The 20,146-nt window shown below is 55.6% G+C and carries 17 protein-coding genes and 1 pseudogene; 7 read left to right on the forward strand and 11 right to left on the reverse strand.

Annotation, left to right across the window (positions count from 1 at the left end; translation table 11 throughout):
• Positions 1 to 209: 209 nt before the first annotated feature.
• The gene (gene punC / locus F384_RS06410) at positions 210 to 1,415 is read right to left on the reverse strand and encodes a purine nucleoside transporter PunC (protein ID WP_046480477.1); all 1,206 of its coding nucleotides are present in this window, start codon (positions 1,413 to 1,415) and stop codon (positions 210 to 212) included.
• A 111-nt stretch (positions 1,416 to 1,526) separates the two neighbouring features.
• On the opposite strand from punC, the gene punR reads away from it, so the two are divergent.
• A complete protein-coding gene (gene punR / locus F384_RS06415; RefSeq protein ID WP_046480479.1) occupies positions 1,527 to 2,459 on the forward strand; it encodes a DNA-binding transcriptional activator PunR in 933 nt (310 codons plus the stop codon).
• On the opposite strand, the gene purR is transcribed toward punR, so the two are convergent.
• Positions 2,456 to 3,481 carry an HTH-type transcriptional repressor PurR gene (gene purR / locus F384_RS06420; RefSeq protein WP_046480481.1) on the reverse strand — a complete coding sequence of 342 codons (1,026 nt, stop codon included), beginning with the start codon at positions 3,479 to 3,481 and terminating at the stop codon, positions 2,456 to 2,458. The two genes, punR and purR, sit on opposite strands and share 4 nt — an antisense overlap.
• A gap of 294 nt (positions 3,482 to 3,775) precedes the next feature.
• Between purR and F384_RS29785 the strand changes: the two genes are divergently transcribed.
• Positions 3,776 to 3,865 (forward strand): YnhF family membrane protein, encoded by a 90-nt coding sequence (locus tag F384_RS29785; RefSeq protein ID WP_086512609.1) that lies wholly within the window; start codon positions 3,776 to 3,778, stop codon positions 3,863 to 3,865.
• 168 nt (positions 3,866 to 4,033) lie between these two features.
• Positions 4,034 to 5,200 (forward strand): MFS transporter, encoded by a 1,167-nt coding sequence (locus tag F384_RS06425; protein ID WP_046480483.1) that lies wholly within the window; start codon positions 4,034 to 4,036, stop codon positions 5,198 to 5,200.
• A gap of 46 nt (positions 5,201 to 5,246) precedes the next feature.
• On the opposite strand, the gene sodB is transcribed toward F384_RS06425, so the two are convergent.
• Both sodB and F384_RS06435 read right to left on the reverse strand, forming a co-directional pair.
• Positions 5,247 to 5,828 (reverse strand): superoxide dismutase [Fe], encoded by a 582-nt coding sequence (gene sodB, locus F384_RS06430; RefSeq protein ID WP_046480484.1) that lies wholly within the window; start codon positions 5,826 to 5,828, stop codon positions 5,247 to 5,249.
• 126 nt (positions 5,829 to 5,954) lie between these two features.
• Positions 5,955 to 6,788, reverse strand: coding sequence for a C40 family peptidase (locus F384_RS06435; RefSeq protein WP_046480486.1), 834 nt, complete (start codon positions 6,786 to 6,788; stop codon positions 5,955 to 5,957).
• A gap of 335 nt (positions 6,789 to 7,123) precedes the next feature.
• Between F384_RS06435 and grxD the strand changes: the two genes are divergently transcribed.
• On the forward strand, positions 7,124 to 7,471 hold the full coding sequence (grxD, locus tag F384_RS06440; RefSeq protein ID WP_042319226.1) for a monothiol glutaredoxin 4: 348 nt from the start codon (positions 7,124 to 7,126) through the stop codon (positions 7,469 to 7,471).
• A 74-nt stretch (positions 7,472 to 7,545) separates the two neighbouring features.
• Here the strand turns inward: grxD and F384_RS06445 are convergent, their stop codons facing one another.
• The 5 genes from F384_RS06445 to F384_RS06465 form a co-directional block, all read right to left on the reverse strand.
• Positions 7,546 to 12,225 (reverse strand): ATP-dependent helicase, encoded by a 4,680-nt coding sequence (locus F384_RS06445; RefSeq protein ID WP_046480488.1) that lies wholly within the window; start codon positions 12,223 to 12,225, stop codon positions 7,546 to 7,548.
• A gap of 145 nt (positions 12,226 to 12,370) precedes the next feature.
• A complete protein-coding gene (rnt, locus tag F384_RS06450) occupies positions 12,371 to 13,018 on the reverse strand; it encodes a ribonuclease T (RefSeq protein WP_046480490.1) in 648 nt (215 codons plus the stop codon).
• Between the two features lie 103 nt (positions 13,019 to 13,121).
• Positions 13,122 to 13,529 (reverse strand): lactoylglutathione lyase, encoded by a 408-nt coding sequence (gloA, locus tag F384_RS06455; RefSeq protein WP_043000807.1) that lies wholly within the window; start codon positions 13,527 to 13,529, stop codon positions 13,122 to 13,124.
• A 97-nt stretch (positions 13,530 to 13,626) separates the two neighbouring features.
• Entirely contained in the window at positions 13,627 to 14,724 is a 1,098-nt protein-coding gene (locus F384_RS06460) for an alkene reductase (RefSeq protein WP_046480492.1), read from the reverse strand.
• A 57-nt stretch (positions 14,725 to 14,781) separates the two neighbouring features.
• The gene (locus F384_RS06465) at positions 14,782 to 15,381 is read right to left on the reverse strand and encodes a TetR/AcrR family transcriptional regulator (RefSeq protein WP_046480494.1); all 600 of its coding nucleotides are present in this window, start codon (positions 15,379 to 15,381) and stop codon (positions 14,782 to 14,784) included.
• A gap of 101 nt (positions 15,382 to 15,482) precedes the next feature.
• Between F384_RS06465 and F384_RS06470 the strand changes: the two genes are divergently transcribed.
• The 3 genes from F384_RS06470 to sodC all read left to right on the forward strand — a co-directional run bounded on the left by F384_RS06470 (position 15,483) and on the right by sodC (position 17,272).
• Positions 15,483 to 15,722, forward strand: coding sequence for a DUF1289 domain-containing protein (locus tag F384_RS06470; RefSeq protein WP_046480495.1), 240 nt, complete (start codon positions 15,483 to 15,485; stop codon positions 15,720 to 15,722).
• A 49-nt stretch (positions 15,723 to 15,771) separates the two neighbouring features.
• Positions 15,772 to 16,668 (forward strand): aldo/keto reductase, encoded by an 897-nt coding sequence (locus F384_RS06475; RefSeq protein WP_046480497.1) that lies wholly within the window; start codon positions 15,772 to 15,774, stop codon positions 16,666 to 16,668.
• An 82-nt stretch (positions 16,669 to 16,750) separates the two neighbouring features.
• Positions 16,751 to 17,272 (forward strand): superoxide dismutase [Cu-Zn] SodC, encoded by a 522-nt coding sequence (gene sodC, locus F384_RS06480; RefSeq protein ID WP_046480499.1) that lies wholly within the window; start codon positions 16,751 to 16,753, stop codon positions 17,270 to 17,272.
• On the opposite strand, the pseudogene F384_RS06485 reads toward sodC, so the two are convergent.
• Positions 17,215 to 19,288: pseudogene (locus F384_RS06485) on the reverse strand (FUSC family protein). The gene sodC and the pseudogene F384_RS06485 sit on opposite strands and share 58 nt — an antisense overlap.
• Complete coding sequence (locus F384_RS06490) at positions 19,289 to 20,146, reverse strand: HlyD family secretion protein (RefSeq protein ID WP_046480502.1); 858 nt, start codon at positions 20,144 to 20,146, stop codon at positions 19,289 to 19,291.

Raw genomic sequence — 20,146 nt, forward strand, 5'->3', positions numbered from 1 at the left:
ATTCCGCGAGTCTATTATCCGACGTAGAACAGAGGAAGGGAGGACCCCTTGCCGAAAAGGCCATCCGTGGTGAACCGGGAACGCTCCGGTTCCCGTTAACACATAATAATTATCGTAATTTTAACAACCGAAATTTAGTATAGGCCTCAAAAATTGATGATTCAACCAAAAATTGTTAGCCAACTAATTAACGGTGGTTGTCAGTGATATCAATGGGATTCGCCGTGGGCAACTTCGCGATTATCACGCTGTTCACCAACGTCCGAAGGCTGGAGCTGCATCTTGTAGCCCAGGCCTGCCAGTACGACCGTCGACAGCATTACGCTGGTTGTGGTCAGCAGCGGTGTGCTGATAAGCCAGGACACGACAAGGCTTGCCAGGAAACACAGACCCAATTGCAGGGTATTTTGCAGGGCAGCGGCACGACCGGTTGCCTGTGGGAAAGGGCGCAGCGCCTGCGCGACCACTATCGGGTAGATAGCCCCGTTGGCAATCGCCATTACGCAGAAGGGGATCAGGATCTCTGCAAGCGTGATGTGATGGATAAAGCTTGCGGCCCACGTCGCCACCACGCTCAGCGCATAGATAACCAGTAGCCAGGGCAGAAGCTGTTGTCCCTGCCATTTTTGCAGAGCGGCGCGACAGCCATAACCGCCAATCAGAAACGCGATGGTCTGCGGCACATAGCTCAGTCCAATCACCGCCGGGCTGTAGCCCATTTCACTCAGAATAAACGGCGAGCCGGTCAGCCATGCAAAGAAGCTGGCGGAACAGGCGGCGTAAATCAGTACGTTGCCGCGGTACACTTTCGCGCGCAGCAGCGTCGTGAAGGTCAATTTGTCGTTGCTGTCATCACGCGCCCGGGTGGTCGGTTTTAAAAACAGCGCAGGCAGCATCAGCAGCAGCGTGATGAAAAACAACGTGGCAAAGATCGCCTGCCAGGAAAGATGGGTCAGGATCCAACTGCCTAATAACGGCGCCAGTGCAGGGGACAGCCCGACCAGCGGCATAATCGTCGCGAAAATACGGTTAATTCTATGCGAAGGATAGTAATCGGTGACCAGTGCCTGCCAGATGACGGTCGCCGCACAGACGCCCACCGCCTGAATAAAGCGCAGAACCAACAACCCTGTCGCGCTTTCGACCCACAGCATACCCAGGCTGCCGAGGGCGAAGATGGACAGACCCAGCAGCAGGATCGGTTTGCGACCGTAGCGGTCTGAGAGCGGGCCCCACAACAGTTGCGCGATGGCAAAGCCCGCTAAAAACAGACTCAGGCTGGCGCTGACGGCAGATGCCGGTGTTTGCAGGTCAGATTGAATGGCGGCAAAAGCGGGCAAATACATGTCGGTTGCCAGAAAACCCAGCACGCTGAGCCCTGCCAGCCAGACTAAAAACCCTTTTCCTGGTTGCATAGTTGTTCTCTAATTTTAATGAATAACACTGGCGCAGAGTGTAGGGAGTGAATTTCGGCTTGTGAAACGGTAATATTTGTTTATTGCATTCAAAAATTTTGTAGGCAGATTATGTGGTCAGAATATGCGCTGGAAGTGGTCGATGCCGTGGCGCGCAACGGGAGTTTCAGTTCCGCCGCTCAGGAGTTGCACCGGGTGCCCTCGGCGGTCAGTTATACGGTCCGTCAACTGGAAGAGTGGCTGGCGGTCCCGCTCTTTGAACGTCGTCACCGCGATGTGGTGCTGACCCCAGCGGGAGCCTGGTTTTTGAAAGAGGGCCGCTCTGTCATCAAAAAAATGCAGATCACGCGCCAGCAGTGTCAGCAGATAGCCAACGGCTGGCGGGGGCAACTTCCCATTGCAGTAGACAATATCGTGCGCCCGGAGCGCACGCGGCAGTTGATAGTCGATTTCTATCGCCACTTTGATGACGTGGAGTTACTGGTCTTTCAGGAGGTGTTCAATGGCGTCTGGGACGCGCTGTCAGATGGCAGGGTCGAACTCGCTATTGGCGCCACTCAGGCGATCCCGGTCGGAGGGCGATACACCTTCCGCGATATGGGCAAGCTGAGCTGGTGTTGCGTCGTTGCCAGTACGCACCCGCTGGCCGCCATGAGCGGTCCCTTAAGCGATGACACGTTGCGCAACTGGCCGTCACTGGTACTGGAAGACACCTCCCGCACGTTGCCAAAACGGGTGACCTGGCTGCTGGATAACCAGAAGCGGGTGGTGGTTCCGGACTGGGACTCCTCCGCGACCTGTATCAGCGCCGGACTGTGTGTCGGCATGGTGCCGACGCATTTTGCCAAGCCGTATCTCAATAAGGGGCAGTGGGTGGCGTTGGATCTGGAAAATCCTTTCCCGGATGCAGCCTGTTGCCTGACCTGGCAGCAAAACGATATGTCACCTGCGCTGATCTGGCTGCTGGACTATCTGGGAGACAGCGAAACGCTGAACAAAGAGTGGTTGCGGGAGCCTGACGAGACTCCCGCAAAAGAGGCTTAACGGCGGTAGTCGCGGAAAGGGCCATCCGCAACGGAGCGGCGCTCCACCAGGCGCGGGTGGACTTCAATGGACTGCGACTCTTCGCGCTTATTGACGATACGGTCCAGCAACATGTTAAAGGCCGTCTCACCCAGCGAATCTTTCGGCTGGTGGATGGTGGTCAACGCGGGCGTAAAGAAGCGGGCGTTGCGCACATTGTCATAGCCTATCAGCGACACGTCCTGCGGAACGCGCAAGCCCATCTCATCCGCGGCGCAAAGGGCGCCCATCGCCATGATATCGCCGCCGCAGAAAACCGCGGTCGGGCGATGCGCCTGTGACAGAATTTGCTGCATAGCGCGGTAGCCGGATTCCGGCTCGAAGTCGCCCTGCACAATCCAGTTTTCAGGCACTTTAATCAGCGCTTCATCCATCGCCTTCATAAAGCCAGCCAGACGGCCTGCGCCGGTGTTGCGCTCCATCAGTCCCGGGATCACGCCAATTTCACGATGTCCGCGTTCGACAAGGTAACGGCCAGCCATATAGCCGCCCTCAAAGGCGTTATCAATCACCGTGTCGGTGAAGTCGGCTTTGGCTTCGCCCCAGTCCATGACCACCATCGGGATATGACGATACTCTTCCAGCATCGCGAGCAGGGGATCGGGGTATTCGGAACACATCACCAGCAGGCCATCAACGCGCTTTTGCGCCATCATGGACAAATAGGCCCGCTGTTTTTCCAGATTGTTCCAGACGTTACCGAGGATCAGGGTATAGCCTTTCTGGAAGCAGTTCTGCTCAACGGCTTCAATAATTTCGGCAAAGTAGGGGGCTTCGCTGCTGGTCGCCAACAAGCCGATAGACTTGGTATGGTTAACCTTCAGACTACGGGCAACAGCGCTGGGGGAATAGTGCAATTCTTTGATTGCCGCCCACACTGCATTGCGTGTTTCTTCAGCGACGAAACGCGTTTTGTTAATTACGTGTGATACGGTTGTAGTGGAAACGTTTGCGCGCTTCGCTACATCTTTAATTGTTGCCATTAAATCTCACTCCAGACCCAACCTGAACATTAAAATATGTTAAGTAAACGTTTGCCTTTAATCATCCTGTGCGCAACATCGGGGTTGCGGCATGCCGGGAAAACGCCACAGAGCGTCAGGAAGGGGTCAATGGCCGGTACGCTAATCAAGTAAGCGTCGAATTTTGGCTGATCTTAACGAAAAGGGGAAGTATTAAAAGCACATATCACTCTAAATCGTGGGAGATTTTTGCACTCAAGTGTGCAAAAATGCGCTATATCACTTTTTGTGTGGGAATAAAAAGGAGAAAAGTTGATGAGCACCGATCTGAAATTTTCATTAGTGACCACGTTTATTGTTCTGGCTTTAATCGTTGCTGGCGGTCTGACAGCGGCACTGCATTGATTTCCCTCGGGGGAGTGCCTGCTCCCTCGAACCTCCCGCCATATTGTTATTGAATCTGCAAAAGTCTTTTGTATTTTTGTTAACTTCTCTTTTTTTGTGATTGATGTCATGCTTTTGACTCTTAGTTAAGCCTCGCGCCTTGTCGCGAAGAGTCGGAGTCATCACTGCATGAAAATTAATTATCCGTTACTGGCGCTGGCCATCGGCGCGTTCGGCATTGGCACGACCGAATTCTCGCCAATGGGTCTGCTGCCTGTCATCGCGCGTGGCGTTGATGTGTCCATCCCCGCAGCAGGCATGTTGATTAGCGCTTATGCTGTCGGCGTGATGGTCGGGGCTCCGCTGATGACGCTGCTGTTGTCACATCGTGGACGTCGTAATGCGCTGATTTTTCTGATGGCAATTTTTACGCTTGGTAACGTGCTCTCGGCGATTTCCCCGGATTACACCACGCTGATGCTGTCACGCATTTTAACCAGTCTTAACCACGGCGCGTTCTTCGGTCTGGGTTCGGTTGTGGCAGCCAGTGTAGTGCCGAAACACAAACAGGCCAGCGCCGTTGCCACGATGTTTATGGGGCTGACCATCGCCAATATCGGCGGCGTTCCAGCAGCGACCTGGTTGGGTGAAACCATTGGCTGGCGAATGTCGTTTATGGCAACCGCCGGTCTGGGCGTCATCTCTATGCTGAGTCTCTTTTTCTCGTTGCCGAAAGGCGGTGCCGGGGCGCGTCCGGAAGTGAAAAAAGAACTGGCGGTACTCATGCGTCCTCAGGTGCTCTCCGCGTTACTGACGACCGTACTGGGGGCGGGCGCTATGTTTACGCTGTATACCTATATTTCGCCTGTCCTGCAAAGTATCACCCATGCGACCCCCGCCTTTGTGACCGGGATGCTGGTTCTGATTGGTGTGGGCTTCTCCATTGGTAACTACCTCGGCGGCAAACTGGCCGATCGCTCGGTTAACGGTACGCTGAAGGGCTTTTTGCTGCTGCTGATGGTGATCATGCTGGCCATCCCCTTACTGGCACAGAATGACGTGGGGGCGGCGGTCAGTATGGTGGTATGGGGGGCGGCGACCTTTGCGGTGGTGCCTCCGCTGCAAATGCGCGTCATGCGTGTGGCTCACGAAGCGCCCGGTCTGTCGTCTTCCGTGAATATCGGTGCCTTTAATCTCGGTAATGCATTGGGTGCTGCCGCAGGTGGGGCCGTCATTTCAGGCGGGTTAGGCTACAGTTTTGTGCCGGTGATGGGGGCGATTGTGGCCGGTTTGGCGCTGTTGCTGGTGTTTGTTTCGGCAAGAAAACAGCCTGAACAGGTGTGCGTCGCAGGTTAAGGGCAGAGCAAAAACGCAGAAGGGAATCCCTTCTGCGTTATCTTTTTTACGCGGCGAAGTTCTTCGCGACAAACTCCCAGTTCACCAGCGCCCAGAAGTGCTCCAGGTAGCCAGGACGCGCATTGCGGTAATCAATGTAATACGCATGCTCCCACACGTCGACGGTCATCAGCGGGGTGGCGTCAGTGGTTAGCGGTGTACCGGCGTTGGAGGTCGAAACGATAGCCAACTTGCCATCCTTTCCTTTCACCAGCCAGGTCCAGCCAGAACCGAAGTTCTTGATAGCCGCATCGGTAAACTGCGCTTTGAATTGTGCAAAGCTGCCGAAAGAGGCGGTAATCGCGTCAGCCAGTTTGCCGGTTGGCTCGCCGCCCGCATTCGGCGCCAGGCAGTTCCAGTAGAACGTGTGGTTCCAGACCTGTGCAGCGTTGTTGAACACGCCACCTTCCGAGCTGCGAACGATCTCTTCCAGTGATTTTCCTTCGAAGGCGGTGCCTTTGATCAGGTTGTTCAGGTTGGTGACATAGGTCTGATGGTGTTTGCCATAGTGATATTCCAGCGTTTCGGCGGAAATGTGCGGCGCAAGCGCGTCTTTGGCATACGGTAGCGCAGGTAATTCGAACGACATTGCTTCTCTCCTTATTATTAATAGTATTTCGCGCAATAACCTTATTGTGCGTAAGGATAGGGTAGCAAATTGAAAGGTGAGACAAAAGATGAACTTACCCTGTTGCGCTAACAACAGGGTAAAGTTTTAACGAATGGTTTTGGGGGTCATGACCCGGCGAGCGCCGACGTAGTGGCGTTGCCAGTAATCTTCGCTGAGCGACGTTATCTGGATTTCCTGACCGCTGCGCGGCGACTGGATAAATTTGCCGTTGCCGACATAAACGCCAACGTGATCGGCGGTGCCGCGTCCCTGAGTACGGAAGAACACCAGATCGCCATTCATTAATTCCTGACGGTCAATCGGTGCAGCATCACGCAGGTGATACATTTCATTCGCCGTGCGCGGAATACGGAATTTCACGAGATCTTTATAGGCGTAATAGACCAGACCGCTGCAATCGAAACCGGTGCGTGGCGACGTGCCTCCCCAGCGATACGGTTTGCCAATCTGGCTCATTAATTTGTTCATTGCCGTGCTGGTCGCTTTTTGCACTTTGACTTTATGTGCATCCGCCATTTTTCCTGGCACGGTATTCTTCACTTTCACACACGTCGGCTTGTGCCCTTTACGTGGGGTACATTTTTCGCTCCAGGTGACGGAGGCTATCTTTTTCGTCGCGACGGTTTTTCCCTTACGACTGGCTGTTTTGCTGACTTTAGCGGGAGCGGTAAGTTTTTTCTTAGAAGAAGAGGCGGTTTTGGTACTGGTTTTGCTGGTGGTTTTCTTGACGGTTTTTTGACTGGTTTTATTCGTTTTTTTTGCTGTCGCCGTACTTTTCTTTTTATCGCTGGCTTTCTTATTATGCGAAAGATCAGCGGTGTCCCTGGCTTGCTTGGACGCATGTGCCATTGGCATAAAGGGAATCGTTGTAAATAGTAAAGCACAGAGCGTGAGGGAAAGTCGGTTTATCCGCGCCACTGAGCATTCCTCTGTTAAGGCAGGTCGCAATCATACCTGCGTGTGATTTACAAAACCTGATGATTCTAATCTATAGAAACGGATAAAGTTAATAGCTTTTATTGTTAAAAATGCGGTTTCGCTATTGAGTGCAAAAAAAAACAGCAGCCAAAGCTAAATTTGGTTGTTTGGCGCGCACTTTTGACATCAGCACCGGGGAAACCATTATTGAGAATGCAACTTAAGCGTTCAGACGATAAAATAGTAAAGCGTAATGAAAATGTTATTTTCCGATGTCGCTCTGACCCGCTACAATGTCAGACGACTGCCGTAAAAGAAGTTAAGGAAGCAAGACAATGAGCACCACTATCGAAAAAATCCAGCGCCAGATCGCTGAAAACCCGATTCTCCTGTACATGAAAGGTTCTCCAAAACTGCCAAGCTGTGGGTTTTCAGCCCAGGCTGTGCAGGCACTTTCCGCCTGTGGTGAGCGTTTTGCCTATGTGGATATTCTGCAAAACCCGGATATTCGCGCTGAACTGCCGAAATACGCGAACTGGCCGACCTTCCCGCAGCTGTGGGTTGACGGTGAACTGGTTGGCGGCTGTGACATTTTGATCGAAATGTACCAGCGTGGCGAACTGCAGCAGTTGATCAAAGAGACCGCTGCAAAATACAAATCTGAAGAATCAGACGCTGAGTAATCAGTAGACGGTTAAGAGGAGCTTTCCTGTATCAGGGTAAGCTCCTTTTCATTTCTGCCGTACTCCCGGCGGTCTTATCCCCAGTCCAGTCCCTGTGGCGAACTGGAAAACCCAACCTCCCGCAGCAGGGTAAACAGTGTGGTTTGCCGGACCGGTTTATCGTTGACTTCCGACAGCGTAAAACGAAGTCGCGGTTCACGGCGTAAGGCACTTGCCAGCGCCCTGAAAATCTCCGGTGAGGGCATCTCCTCATTTTCGCCCCAGACCATCATCTTTTTCCCACCCTGAGCAAGATACAGCCGCAATTGACCGGCAGAAATGACGACAAATGCGCCATTACGTCGTCCAGGGGCCAGAGATGACGGATGCGTCGGCCACGGCAGCAGTGCGCCCCAGGGATTGGCCGGGTCGTTCGCGGATAACGCCACCGCCGTAAAAGCCTGATGTTCAGACGTCGACGAGGTAAGATCGCGAAGACGATCGATAGTATGCCGCTCGGCAAACTGCGCACCGCCCATGCCTTCAACGAAACGCCCACGTAGAATACGCCCCGAATCCTCCATGCTTCGACACAGTGTCTGCATGGCTGGAAACCCTCCAGGGACATTCTCAGCCATCACCGCCTGCCGACCAATCACACCGTAGCGATCGAGCATATTCTCCGCGCAGGCCAACATTCGTTCGGTATCATTTAACGTCTCTCGCGGCAGTAGTGACCAGCGCCCGGCCAGCGCAGGGGTGGTGTAAGAAACCGGTACGGAAACAGACGCGGGACGCGGTGAGGCGTAGATCGGGCGTCCACGACGCATACGCGGCGAGCGTCGAGACGGCTGGCGCGATGCGGCGACCGTGCGCGACAGACCACGCAGCGGAGCCCAGATATCGGTCGTGATGTACCCTTGCCAGACCAGCCCCCACAGGGCCTCATGCAGAGTCGCTGGCGTAATCCACGCATCATCGCCAGACCTTTGCGTCCGGGCCTGAATCAACGCACTGAGTTGCTGCGCAAACCATGCGCCGCCGCCTGAGAGGACGTCTAAAATCGCGCGCTGTAAGTCTGAAAGCGCCTCGCTGTCACCGGATGGCGGAGAAAGCGTCTCCGCCAGATAATCCCGTAAATGCAGCACCACCCGTCCGTCATCTTCACCCAGTTTCTGTTGTCCTGACCAGATGACTTCACCGGTCGCCAGCAGCTCATCGAGCATGTCCGGTGAATAATCGCGGACCCGGGCAGGGAAAATCTGACTTTCCCACAGTGAGGCGGGCAGGCCGACGCCGGCAAGTTGTTCAATAACTCTCGTGACACCGTCACTTCCCTCCAGCGTTCCCGCAGAGGACGCAGGGGAACGTGCCGGGCTGCCGTCGGCGGGTGAAATGAGCCCCTGACGTTCCAGCAGCAGGCGGGTGTAGCTCGTTGCCGGAACCGGGCGGGTTGCCTCTCTGGCGGCATGCAGCGAGCGGATGCGCAGCCGATGAAATATATCTTCATTCACCCACGTTGACGATCGCGCGTCGTCGGGAGTGGATGACGCCCCTGTACGCAGTTGAATCAGGACGCCCTCATCGCGTAACTGGCGCAGGAGGTCATCGGCGACGGCTACACCCAACCCGAACGCCTGCGCAATCTGCGCGCCGGTAAAGAGCGTATGGGTGCGGCTGAAACGCATGAAGAGATCCCGCAGCGGTGTATTCACCGGATGCAACCATGCAGGCGAAAGGGTCGCAGGCAGGCGGACAGCCAGCGCATCACGTAGCCTGGCTGCGTCATCCATGCAGGCCATCTGTGTCGTGTCTGCAATGACAACCGGGAAAATACGCTTGTCAGCGGACAGGTTATCGAGCCAGCCCCTGATGTCAGCGATCGTCGCCTCGTGTCTGAGGGCAATATCCTCGATGGTCATTGGCCCCAGTTCGCGCAGCAAATCGTAAACGCCTTCCATCCCCTGGGCCTTTCTGCCCGCAGCCCGTCGCTGAAGTTCATCCTCAACCTGGCGGATGATCTCCGGGTCGAGCAACTCCAGCGGATCGCCCTGGCCTAACAGGCTGCCCAGCAGTTCGCTGTCCAGCGCCAGTACCGAGGCCCGCCGCTCCGCCAGCGGCACATCGGTGGCATACATAAATTCCGCGACATAGCCAAATAACAGATCGGTCGCGAACGGCGAAGGGGTTGGCGTGGTGACTTCAGAAATCTGGATCTCGCCGGTGTTCAGTCGGCGTATGACCTGCTCAAGCGCGTCGAGATCGTAGACGTCCTGGAGGCACTCGCGGGCAGTTTCCAGAATGATGGGGAAATCAGGATAGCCCGCAGCGATTTCCAGAAGCTGGCTTGCGCGCAGGCGCTGCTGCCAGAGCGGAGAGCGGCGTCCCGGCGTGCGGCCAGGCATCAGCAGGGCGCGAGCGGCGCATTCTCTGAAGCGGGCGGCAAACAGTGCCGTGCTGCTGACGGCTTCCCGGACAATGCGCAACAGTTTTTCCGGATCGAACAGAAAAATGGCGGCATCCGGCAGCTTTCCGTCGCTGTCCGGAATGCGGGCGACAATCCCGTCATCGCTGGCAACAATCGACGCATCAGCCCCCCACAGTGCGTGGAGACGTCCGGCAATCGCCAGAGCCCAGGGGGCGTGCACCCGACGGCCGTATGGGGAATGCAGAATGACTCGCCAGTCACCCATTTCATCTCGACAGCGTTCAAGTACCAGATGGCGACTCCAGGGGAGTACACCCGTGGCATTTTTTTGATCGTCAATTAACCCTTTGATATTTGACAGAACATTGTCATCGCGCAGGCGAGGGGAGAGCTGCAGTTCCGCGTTGTCATCGGACAGGGTATGGATAAAATCGCCAATACGTTCCCCCAGTTCCGCTGGCCGCCCGACGCCTTCGCCGCGCCAGAACGGAAGTCTGGCCGAGCGTCCCGGCGCAGGGACGACGATAACCTGATCGCGGGTGATCTGTTGAATACGCCACGAACTGGCACCAAGCGTAATGATGTCGTTGACGCGAGACTCATACACCATCTCTTCATCCAGTTCGCCCACGCGTCGCGATCCTGCCTGTTCATCCCCTTCGGGGAGCAGTACGCTGAACATGCCACGGTCCGGAATGGTACCGCCGCTGGTCACGGCCAGAAGTTGTGCGCCGGGACGGGCCGTTAATAGCCCGGTTTCGCGGTTCCAGATAATACGTGGTCGGAATACCGCAAAATCGCCAGAGGGATAGCGTCCCGCCAGCATATCCAGCGTGGCGTCAAACGCCTCTCTTGGCAGATCTTTCCACGGGGAAGCCCGACGGACGAGGGCATACCAGTCATCGACATTGACGGGATCCATTGAAACGGCGGCAACGGTTTGTTGCGCCAGAATATCCAGCGGGTTACGCGGAGGCGTCAGGGTCTCCAGTTGCCCGGCGTACATGCACTCGACAATCACCGCAGAATCAATCAGATCCCGGCGAGTTCTGGGATAAAACAGCCCCTTCGAGACGCCGCCGACCTGGTGGCTGGCTCGCCCGATGCGCTGCAGGCCGCTGGCGACGGAAAGGGGCGTTGCCACCTGAATCACCAGATCAACCGCGCCCATGTCGATCCCCAGTTCCAGACTCGAGGTGGCCACCACACAGCGAAGTTCACCGGATTTCAGGGCATGCTCCGTGACGGCCCGCTGCTCTTTGGAAACCGAACCATGATGTGAACGGGCAATGTATTCTTCGACGCCCTGCGCCCGATTGCTGGTGGAACCGGTTGACGAGTCATAGTGCACCGGTTCCGCCTGCGGTTCAGGGAACGCTTGCTGGCGCGAAAGATACAGTTCGTTCAGGCGAGCGGTCAGTTTTTCCGCCAGCCCGCGCGAGTTGGTGAAGACAATCGTGGAGCGATGGCGAAGGATTTGATCGAGAATACCGGCTTCAATGCGCGGCCAGATGGAACCTTCTCTGCCTTTGTGAATGGCATCATTGCTGTCGCTGTTATCGGCCAGCACGTCATCGAGATTGGCGACAGGGGCGACGATGTGGATGTCCGGGTGACGGGTGGCGGGGGGATTGACGACGGTAACCGGACGATCGCCTCCCAGAAAAGCGGCAACTTCAGTAACGGAACGCACCGTCGCCGACAGACCAATGCGCTGCGCCGAGCCCGCCAGAAGCGTATCCAGTCGTTCAAGACTGAGCGCGAGGTGCGCACCACGTTTTGTGCCTGCCACCGCATGCACTTCATCGACGATCACCGTTTCAACCCCGCGCAGCGACTCTCTGGCGCGCGAGGTGAGCATCAGATATAGCGACTCCGGCGTGGTGATCAGAATATCGGGCGGATGACGACTGAGCTTCGCTCGCTCCTGAGGCGGTGTATCGCCTGTACGGATACCGACCCGAATGGCCACCTCAGGCGCGCCGCATTGCTTCCGTTCTTCGCTAATCCCCTGAAGGGGAATTTGCAGATTGCGCTGGACATCCGTGCCCAGGGCTTTAATCGGGGAAATATAGAGGATTCGGGTGACTTTCTTTTCTTTGCCGGAGGGCGGCGTCGCGTGTTTTTCCTCGCCTTCACGAAATAAGCGATCCAGTGCGTAGAGAAACGCCGCAAGGGTTTTCCCCGAACCGGTCGGGGCTATCACCAGCGCATGCTGATTTGCCGCGGTAACGGCCCACGTTTGTGATTGCACCAGCGTGGGGTGCTGAAATGCCGAGGTAAACCAGTCGCGGGTCGCCTGTGAAAAAATATCCGGCAGCGGCGGCGACGCATTGTTTGCTGACATGTTCCCTGTCCCTTTTGCGGTGTGGGCGGATCAAGACCTTTTTACAGAATAGCGGGAAATGAGCAGGATACATTGATACTGGTCAAATATACAGTGTCAGGGGGAGGGGGGACGGCCTGATAAACGGCGTTATCAGGCCATATCATCAGGCTTCTTCAGGCAGGGGTAACGGCCAGCCGCCCATGCGCTTCCAGCGGTTGACTATTTCGCAAAACAGCACGGCGGTGCGCTCGGTATCATACAGCGCAGAGTGCGCCTGGGTACCGTCAAACTCCATGCCTGCCGCAAGACACGCTTTGGAGAGCACCGTTTGTCCCAGAGCCAGTCCGCTCAGGGCGGCGGTATCAAACGTCACGAAAGGATGGAACGGGTTGCGCTTGAGCGAGGCGCGCTCGGCAGCAGCCATCATAAAGCTATGATCGAATGTCGCATTATGCGCCACCATGATGGCGCGACTGCAACCGCTGTCTTTAATGCCTTTACGCACCATTTTGAAAATGGCGTGCAGGGCGTCATATTCGCTTACCGCGCCGCGCAGTGGGTTAGACGGGTCGATACCGTTAAAAGCCAACGCTTCTGGCTGCAAATTCGCGCCTTCAAACGGCTCCACGTGGAATTGTAGCGTGCTGTCCGGCATCAGCCAGCCTTGTTCATCCATTTTCAGCGTGATGGCGGCTATCTCAAGCAGCGCATCGGTTTTGGCGTTAAATCCAGCCGTTTCGACATCAATGACGACGGGATAAAAACCACGAAAACGGTCGCACAGACCGGTAAGTTGAGCGTTATCGGACATCAGGGTCTCTTAGTACGGAAAAATAGCAGCGCGCATTATGCCAAAAAAAGCGGAGTGATGCAGTAAAACTACGGGCGCAGAAAGCGACTGCGCCCGGCAGGAATCAGTTTCCGAGACCTTTCCCGGCGTCTTTCTCTTCGATCAGTTCGATTTTGTAACCGTCCGGATCTTCAACAAAGGCGATCACGGTCGTGCCGCCTTTCACCGGACCGGCTTCACGGGTAACGTTGCCGCCATTCTGGCGAATGCGCTCGCAGGCTTCGGCGGCGTTATCAACGCTCAGGGCAATATGACCATAAGCGGTGCCCAGTTCATATTTATCGACGCCCCAGTTGTAGGTCAGTTCAATCACCGCCTCGTCACTCTCTTCGCCGTAGCCGACGAACGCCAGAGAGTATTTGTATTCGGTGTTTTCGCTGGTGCGCAGCAGCTTCATGCCCAGCACTTTGGTGTAAAAATCAATGGAGCGTTGCAGATCGCCAACGCGCAACATCGTGTGAAGTAAACGCATGTTTTGTCCCCTTAAAAATGGTCAATACATTCAAAATGTTGTTTTAGTATAGCGGCGTTTTTACGCCGCTATCAATGCAGTAATGCGAAGGGGGATATCAGAGCGTCGGGTAATCGGTATAACCTTCCGCGCCGCCGCCATAGAAACTTTCGCTGCGCTGCGGGTTGAGTTCCGCTTTACGTTGCAGGCGTGCGACCAGATCCGGGTTGGCGATGTAATCGCGCCCAAAGGCGACAGCATCGATCAAACCTTTCCCGATTAAGGTCTCTGCTTTCTCTGGCGTATAGGCGCCAGCGCCGATGATCGGGCCATGGAAACGCGCGCGCACTTTTTCACGGAACGCGTCGGTATACGGCTTGCCGCCCGCCCAGTCTGGCTCAGACATGTGCAGATAGGCGATGCCGCGTTTACCAAGTTCTTCAATCAGGTACAGCGCGTCGGCTTCTTCGTTTGGACCATTATCGACATTCTGGAAAGTGCCAACAGGCGAGACGCGAATACCGATACGATCCGCACCCCATTCTTTAATCCCGGCATCGACGACTTCCAGTACCAGACGTGCGCGATTCTCCACGCTGCCGCCGTACCGATCGTTACGATGGTTAGAAGAAGGGGAAAGGAACTGGTGCAGCAGGTAACCGTGCGCAGAGTGCAGTTCAACCAGATCAAAACCGGCTTCCCGCGCATTGGCGATGGCCTGGCGGAAATCATTGACGATGCCTGGGATCTCTTCGGTTTCCAGCGCGCGAGGCATTGAGGTATCTACGCGGATCGCATGGCCCTGTTCATCACGCAGGGACGTACGAGTACCGGCACTGATAGCCGATGCCGATACCGGCGGTTGGCCGCCCGGTTGCAGGCTGGAGTGAGAAATGCGGCCTGTGTGCCATAACTGAACGGCGATATGACCGTTTTCAGCATGGACGCCTGCGGTGATTTTCTTCCACGCGGCGATTTGCTCATCGCTGTGCAGACCCGGCGCACCGGCGTAACCTTTCGCCTGGGCGGAAATCTGCGTTGCTTCGCTGATGATCAGACCCGCGCTGGCGCGTTGGCGATAATACTCGGCCATTAACGGAGTCGGAATGTCGCCAGGCTCAATGCTGCGCAGACGCGTCAGCGGAGCCATGAAGATACGGTTTGGTGCGGTGATCGCGCCCACTTTCAGTGGGGTAAACAGTTTATCAGATGACATAATATTTCCCGTTATAAATAGACCGGTCGTCTAGTGAGAGAGTAAATAAAACGCCTGTTAAGCACCAGGCGTTGCAATAATACGTTCCACATGTGCCAGCGCATTTTCCAGCGGGGTGGCACTGCGCGAAATTTTGGCCTGCAGGTTCGCCCCCAGCCACAGCGCATAAAGGATTTGCGCCTGTTGTAGCGGTTCACCGGCAAACGTCAAACAATGACTGTCGCGACCTTTTTCCAGCGCCAGCGCCAGGAGTGCCATAATTTTTCCGGCACCCTGGTCCATCGCGGTGCGCATATCTTCCGACAGATCGCACACCTCGGCGGAGAGTTTTACCGTCAGGCAACCGCTGATGATCCCTTGTTGGCAAAACTGGTTCAGGGTTTGCTGATAATAAGCCAGAATGCGATCGCGATAATTGCCAGGCCCCGTGTCAAAATGCACCGCCAGTCGCTGATGATAACCCGCAAAATGCCGTTCCAGCATCGCGACGCCAAAGGCTTCTTTGGAGCGAAAATAGTGATAAAACGATCCTTTCGGCACACCAGCGGTTTTGAGCAACTCGCTCAGACCCATGCCGGTAAAGCCTCGCTGCATGCAAAGATGCTCACCGGTAGCCAGTAAGTGTTCGCGAGTATCGTATTCAGTTTGCTTGTTCATGGCAGGGAGTGTAATAGACCAGTCGGTCTAATGCAAGTCAGGTTGCCAGAAAGCCTGTTTACGTCTTCAATAGAGTGAAGACCTGATGAAGAGGAAAGGGCGTGGCAGAGCAGTTAGAGTTTTTTCCCGTACAGAGCCCGTGTCGGGGAATTTGCCAGTCGGATGAGCGCGGTTTTTGCCGGGGATGTCTGCGCAGTAGAGATGAACGGTTTAACTGGCAAAACATGAGCGACGGGCAAAAACAAGACGTGCTGCGGTTATGCCGCCAGCGTCTGCTGCGTAAATTACGCGCAAATAAACCCGCAGCGCCAGAAGAACCTCAACAGCCTTCACTCTTTTAAGCGACTAATTGTATATACTCGCAGTAATTTACTTCACGAGGAAGCAGTTATGGTTCAGCGTATTACTCTTGCGCCACAAGGCCCGGAATTCTCCCGCTTTGTCATGGGATACTGGCGACTGATGGACTGGAAAATGTCCTCCCGGGAACTGGTGAGCTTTATTGAAGAACACCTGGATTTAGGTGTCACGACCGTGGACCATGCGGATATTTATGGCGGCTATCTGTGCGAGGCGGCCTTTGGTGAAGCGCTGAAACTGGCTCCTCATCTGCGTGAGCGCATGCAGATCGTCACCAAATGCGGTATCGCCACCACCGCCCGCGCGGAAAACGTGCTCGGCCATTACATCACCGACCGCGATCATATTGTGAAAAGCGCGGAACAGTCGCTGACTAATCTGGCGACCGACCATCTGGATCTGCTGTTGATCCACCGTCCGGATCCGCTCATGGATGCCGACGAGGTGGCGGAAGCCTTCAAACATCTCCATCAGAGCGGAAAAGTGCGCCATTTCGGCGTCTCCAACTTTACGCCTGCGCAGTTTACGCTGCTGCAATCGCGTCTTCCTTTCACGCTGGCGACCAATCAGGTGGAGATTTCGCCGGTTCACCAACCGCTGCTGTTAGATGGCACGCTCGATCAGCTTCAGCAACTGCGCATTCGTCCGATGGCCTGGTCCTGCCTCGGTGGCGGACGTCTGTTTAATGACGATGCGTTCCAGCCATTGCGTAACGAACTGGCGGTCATTGCACAAGAACTCAACGCCTCATCCATTGAACAAGTGGTTTACGCCTGGATACTGCGTCTGCCGTCACAACCGCTGCCGATCATTGGCTCCGGTAAAATTGAACGCGTGCGCGCGGCGCTGGAAGCTGAGTCGCTGAAAATGAGCCGTCAGCAGTGGTTCCGTATTCGAAAAGCGGCGCTGGGGTACGACGTACCGTAACCACTAAATCGCGGATCTCCGTTCAAAATGGTGTCACTGGTTTACACTTAACCGACATGCATACAGAACGGAGATCCTGTCAATGAAGCGATTGAGTCTGGCTGTGTTAATCCTGTTAGCCTGTTCGGGCGCGCAAGCCGCCAGTGAGACAGTGGCGATGAATCTGGTCACTTCGCAAGGCGTCGGGCAGTCTATCGGGGAGGTGACCATTGCGCAAACAGAGAAAGGGCTGGAGTTTACGCCGGATCTGAAAGCGCTGCCGCCGGGAGAACATGGTTTTCATATCCATGCCAACGGTAGCTGTCAGCCCGCCATTAAAGACGGTAAAGCCTCTGCCGCCGAATCCGCAGGCGGACATTTTGATCCGCACAAAACCGGTAAACATGCCGGGCCGGATGGCGACGGACACCTGGGCGATCTGCCCGTGCTGGTGGTGAATAACGAAGGTAAAGCCATTATTCCCGTCACGGCAACGCGGCTGAAATCTCTCGACGACGTTAAAGGTAAAGCGCTGATGATCCATATTGGCGGCGATAATATGTCCGATCAGCCCAAACCGCTGGGCGGCGGTGGAGCACGCTTCGCCTGCGGGGTTATTAAGTAATCAGGACGTCAGTGTCCCCTCTGGCGGCGCTTGTTCCAGTTGAGAAAGTGAGCAATGCAGTCGCCAGATAATCGCCGCCAGTTCTTGTGCGGCCGGTTGATGGTGATGCGAAAGCGTCTCGCAAATGCGCAGGAGTTCAGTCAGCGTCGCGGCAAGCGGTCGCTGCTGGACGCCGCGCTCACTCATCACATCGCGCAGTAACGAAATACAGATGTCCCGCACCCGCGACAGCGGATCGGAACGCGATTCCCAGGCGCGAAGCTGCCAGACCACGTGTGAACAGTTGAGCAGCACCACTCCCCAGCGTAAAAGCCAGCGTCTGGCCAGCGCATCCTGGCTGTTGCTTAACTGGCTGATATGGTGATAGGTCAGTGACTCGTACTCGTTTTCACTGTGCGCAGGATGGCGGCTTAGTTGATCGACAAAGCTCCGGCGTAACGCGCGGATATGACGGCGACTTTTACGCGCATCCGATCCTGGTCGCAAAATGGCGAAAGCCAGCCAGGACAAGGCGACGCCGACGATCTTTGCGGTATTGTCATTCAGGAAATCAGCAAAGTCATAGACCGGCGGGTTGGTCACGGCGATAAACGAACCCATAAAGACGATGAGTTGTCCCCAGAGTCCCGCCAGTTTTGGCATCTGTAGCTTAAGAAGCTGCATCGTGGTGAGCAGGGGAAACAAAAACAGTAAGAACTCCCACAGTTCACTGATCTGCACCATCAGGCCAAACTTCACCACAAAGCTGAACAGCGATAGCAACACCAGCGTACGCATCAGTAACGTCAGTGATTTAAACGGCGTGGCAACGGCAGAATAAAGCACGCAACTGATAGCTGCCAGCGTCAGCGCCGCCGACCCCGATTCCCACTGTGAGCCAATGCTCCATGCGCCAATCACCACCAGCGTGACGAAGGTGCGCAAACCGCTCCAGAGCGCTTCTGCATTATCGGTGTGTCGTGCCAGCGCTGGCGCACGGGGAATATGTACAGGCGTCAGTGCCCCACCATGTTCGATCTGGTGTAACTGATGGCTGGTGCGCAGATAGAGACGGCAGAAGTAGCGTAATCGCTGCCAGAAGGCGACGTGACGATAGTCGCTCACATCGTTGGGCGCGAGTGGCGCAATGATCCGCGCGACGGCATAACTGTCGGTCTGTGAACGCGCCAGCGCGATCAGAAGTTGGTCAATGACTTCCCGCGTGTGAGCAGGGGGATTGGGCCAGTTCAGCAACATCCTGCGCAGGCTTGAGATGACACTGGTCAGGCGCAACTGGTTATGCAAAAGGGCATTCAGCAGCGCATTCTGGCGACGGAAGCGGTAATGGCTCCAGAAGGCCTGGATTCGCAGTAAGTTCATCGTCAATATCTGGCCGATCACTCCTTCGTGGGCCGAGCGGATGGCATCGGTCGTCTCGGGTTGCCACAGCAGACTGGCATGCTCCAGCAAGCGCGCATGCATATTCTTCAGTGCGGTCAGCAGCGCGGTGCCATCGGAGGTGCTGGGCAGGATCATCATCATCGTGCCGCCGCAGAGGATCCCGACAATCACTTCGCAGACCCGCGCCTGCGCGATATCCCAGAGTTGAGTGATGTCGACAATGTTGACCATTGGGAAGGCAATAATTGCCGCCGTGTAACCTGCAAGCTGAAAGGCGTAGGCCACGTTATTGGTGAACTGCGCGCAGGCCCAGGTACAGAAGCCTATCCAGGCAGACATGCTCAACAGAAAAAGCCACGGCTCGTTGAGAGTATGCCCGGCGAGAATCAACGCGGCGGTCGCGCCAAGCAGACTGCCGGCAATGCGCCCGAAGCTCTTACTGATCACGCCGCCGACGGTGGGAAAACTGACCACCGCGGCAGAGGTCATGGCCCAGTAGGGTTCATCCAGGTTCAGATAGTAGGCAAACGTCAGCGCAAGACACATCGCGAGGGTATTACGCAATGCATAGCGCCACTGCCCGGCAGTCGCTTTCAGCCACGGCGTTTTGCCCAGAGAGTGGTACAGGCGGTTCATTTATTTGCCGATCGCCACGCTACAGGTCGTACCGGAAACGAGCGTCACGTCATGGGGGAGTTGATCAAATTCGATACGTACCGGAACGCGCTGCGCCAGACGCACCCAGGGGACGTTAGGTTTGATATCCGGCACCAGTCCGGAATCGCTCTCCACGCTTTGGTCGTAAATGGCGCGACCAATGCTGGATACGTGACCCTGTAACTTAATATTACCACTGTAAAGCGTAATTTGGGCAGGCGCGCCCACGCGGATATGACGCAACTTGGTCTCTTCAAAATAGCCCATCACATAGAAGGAGTGGCTATCCACGAGGGCAAACAGCGGTTGCCCGGTGGTAGCGAAGTTACCGGTACGCGTTGACAGATTGGTTATCCAGCCGGAGACCGGGGCATGGACATCCGTCTGCGCCAGTTGCCATTGTGCCTGTCTGAGCGTCGCCTGAGCGACGTCTACACTTGCCTGCATCGCTTTGACGTTCAGATTAGCGGTATCTAACTCCTCAGCGGAAATCACGTTCTGCGATAAATGGCGGCGGCGGTTGGCTTCATTGTTGGCCTTTGCCAGTTCCGATTGCGCTTTAGCCAGTTGGGCCTGCGCATTGAGTTCGGCGATATGAAAAGGGGTCTTATCAATGCGGAAAAGCAGATCGCCGGCGTTGACGAACTGGTTATCCTTCACCTGGAGTTCGACAATGGTGCCAGACACCTGCGGTGTAATGCTGACCTGTTCAGCGCGCACCTTCCCGTCACGCGTCCAGGGCGATTGCATGTAATAATTCCACATAAACCATCCCGCCAGAACGGCGAGGGCGGCAATCACAATCGTGGAGAAATACTTCAGTGTTTTCAGCGTCAT

Source organism: Citrobacter amalonaticus Y19, assembly GCF_000981805.1.
Taxonomy (GTDB): Bacteria; Pseudomonadota; Gammaproteobacteria; order Enterobacterales; family Enterobacteriaceae; genus Citrobacter_A; species Citrobacter_A amalonaticus_C.

Bases quoted from the DNA above. Each gene is read 5' to 3' on its own strand.
- F384_RS06475 (WP_046480497.1), top strand. From the start codon at position 15,772: ATGGTTCAGCGTATTACTCTTGCGCCACAAGGCCCGGAATTCTCCCGC.
- F384_RS06460 (WP_046480492.1), bottom strand. From the start codon at position 14,724: ATGTCATCTGATAAACTGTTTACCCCACTGAAAGTGGGCGCGATCACC.
- punR (WP_046480479.1), top strand. From the start codon at position 1,527: ATGTGGTCAGAATATGCGCTGGAAGTGGTCGATGCCGTGGCGCGCAAC.
- gloA (WP_043000807.1), bottom strand. From the start codon at position 13,529: ATGCGTTTACTTCACACGATGTTGCGCGTTGGCGATCTGCAACGCTCC.
- sodC (WP_046480499.1), top strand. From the start codon at position 16,751: ATGAAGCGATTGAGTCTGGCTGTGTTAATCCTGTTAGCCTGTTCGGGC.
- grxD (WP_042319226.1), top strand. From the start codon at position 7,124: ATGAGCACCACTATCGAAAAAATCCAGCGCCAGATCGCTGAAAACCCG.
- F384_RS06465 (WP_046480494.1), bottom strand. From the start codon at position 15,381: ATGAACAAGCAAACTGAATACGATACTCGCGAACACTTACTGGCTACC.
- F384_RS06490 (WP_046480502.1), bottom strand. From the start codon at position 20,146: ATGACGCTGAAAACACTGAAGTATTTCTCCACGATTGTGATTGCCGCC.
- F384_RS06445 (WP_046480488.1), bottom strand. From the start codon at position 12,225: ATGTCAGCAAACAATGCGTCGCCGCCGCTGCCGGATATTTTTTCACAG.
- purR (WP_046480481.1), bottom strand. From the start codon at position 3,481: ATGGCAACAATTAAAGATGTAGCGAAGCGCGCAAACGTTTCCACTACA.
- rnt (WP_046480490.1), bottom strand. From the start codon at position 13,018: ATGTCCGATAACGCTCAACTTACCGGTCTGTGCGACCGTTTTCGTGGT.
- F384_RS06425 (WP_046480483.1), top strand. From the start codon at position 4,034: ATGAAAATTAATTATCCGTTACTGGCGCTGGCCATCGGCGCGTTCGGC.
- F384_RS29785 (WP_086512609.1), top strand. From the start codon at position 3,776: ATGAGCACCGATCTGAAATTTTCATTAGTGACCACGTTTATTGTTCTG.
- sodB (WP_046480484.1), bottom strand. From the start codon at position 5,828: ATGTCGTTCGAATTACCTGCGCTACCGTATGCCAAAGACGCGCTTGCG.
- punC (WP_046480477.1), bottom strand. From the start codon at position 1,415: ATGCAACCAGGAAAAGGGTTTTTAGTCTGGCTGGCAGGGCTCAGCGTG.